Raw genomic sequence first — 1,508 nt, 5'->3', positions numbered from 1 at the left:
GGAGAAGGAGCTAGACGACACCACGGCGAAGTACGTCGCCCAGGTGGACGGGCTGCTCAAGCACAAGGAAGCGGAGCTGCTCGAAGTCTGATGAGCAACTCTTCCTGGGGGGCGCCGCAGGCGGCGGGCCAGGCCGGGTACTGGGGTCCCACCGGGGGCGGGCCCGCCCAGCCCGTCCCGGAAGCCGTCCCGGCGGGTCCCACGTACGATGCGCCTGAGGCGCAGCAGACTCGCCCCATGCCCATCGTGCCCGACGTACCCGCGTATGGCGGAGACCAGGACGACAACCGGGGGGCCGCTCGGCTGAGCGGCCCCTTGTTCCGAGACGAGACGTTCCAGACCGGGGAACTCCCGGCCGAGACCCAGAACCCGGAGCCCATGCCCGACGCCCCGCAGCCGGCGCCAGCGCCGCAGAAGAAGAGCGCGGGCCGTGACCTGAGCGCGGCCATAGGCGTGGGCGTCGGGCTCGGTGTGGTGATCGTCGCGTCCCTGTTCATCCAGAAGGCCGTCTTCGTCGGAGTGATCGCGGTCGCCGTCGTCGTCGGCCTGTGGGAACTGACCAGCAGGCTCCAGGAGCGCAAGGGCATCAAGGCGCCGCTGGTTCCGCTCGCGGTCGGCGGGGCGGCGATGGTCGTCGCCGGCTATGTCCGCGGCGCCGAGGGCGCGTGGGTCGCCATGGCGCTGACGGCGCTGGCCGCGCTGGTCTGGCGGATGACGGAACCTCCGGAGGGCTACCTCAAGGACGTCACGGCCGGCGTCTTCGCCGCGTTCTACGTGCCGTTCCTGGCCACGTTCGTCGCGCTGATGCTCACCGCCGACGACGGCCCCTGGCGGGTCCTCACCTTCCTGCTGCTGACGGTCGTCAGCGACACGGGCGCGTACGCGGTCGGCTGGCGGTTCGGCAAGCACAAGCTCGCCCCGCGCATCAGCCCCGGCAAGACCCGCGAGGGCCTGCTGGGCGCGGTGCTGTTCGCGATGGTCGCGGGCGCGCTGTGCATGCAGTTCCTGATCGACGGCGGCACCTGGTGGCAGGGGCTGCTGCTGGGCCTCGCGGTCGCGGGCAGCGCCACGTTGGGCGACCTCGGCGAATCCATGATCAAGCGGGACCTGGGCATCAAGGACATGGGCACCTTGCTCCCCGGCCACGGCGGCATCATGGACCGCCTCGACTCGCTGCTGCCCACGGCTCCGGTCGTGTGGCTGCTGATGGTGATCTTCGTCGGGTCGGCATGAGCGGTACGGCTCCACGGTCCCCGTCCTGAGCGCAGGACGGGGACCGTCGCCGTATCCGGGCCCGCCCCGTATGCCGCAGCAGCGATCGTGCCCCGGACGCCGCAGTCGCCTGCGCCGGATGCGGTGGCACCGGTCGTGCCCCGGACGCCGTAGCCCCCGCCCCCGGATGCCGCAGCACCGATCGGCGGCCGGTACGCGCGCGCGGCAGACTCCCTGACAGGCGGCGGTTCCGCCGCCCGGCGACGCAGCAGGGAGAACGCCCGATGCCTCTCGAC

Annotated in this window: 1 protein-coding gene and 1 pseudogene; both read left to right on the top strand. The window is 72.2% G+C overall.

Going from position 1 to position 1,508, the window contains the following annotated elements:
- Nucleotides 1-91, top strand: a pseudogene (locus CCN44_RS43875) (ribosome recycling factor); the annotation flags it as partial.
- Nucleotides 91-1,233, top strand: coding sequence for a phosphatidate cytidylyltransferase (locus tag CCN44_RS42660; protein WP_086704634.1), 1,143 nt, complete (start codon nucleotides 91-93; stop codon nucleotides 1,231-1,233). The pseudogene CCN44_RS43875 and the gene CCN44_RS42660, both read left to right, overlap by 1 nt.
- The last annotated feature ends 275 nt before the right edge of the window (nucleotides 1,234-1,508 follow it).

The organism is Streptomyces tricolor, from assembly GCF_002155905.1.
GTDB lineage: Bacteria > Actinomycetota > Actinomycetes > Streptomycetales > Streptomycetaceae > Streptomyces > Streptomyces tricolor.
Note: the sequence above shows the minus strand (reverse complement) of the source record. Positions and strands in the feature narration are given on the sequence as shown.

What these genes read in the sequence shown, in the direction of transcription:
- CCN44_RS42660 (WP_086704634.1), top strand. Translation starts at nt 91, where the DNA reads ATGAGCAACTCTTCCTGGGGGGCGCCGCAGGCGGCGGGCCAGGCCGGG.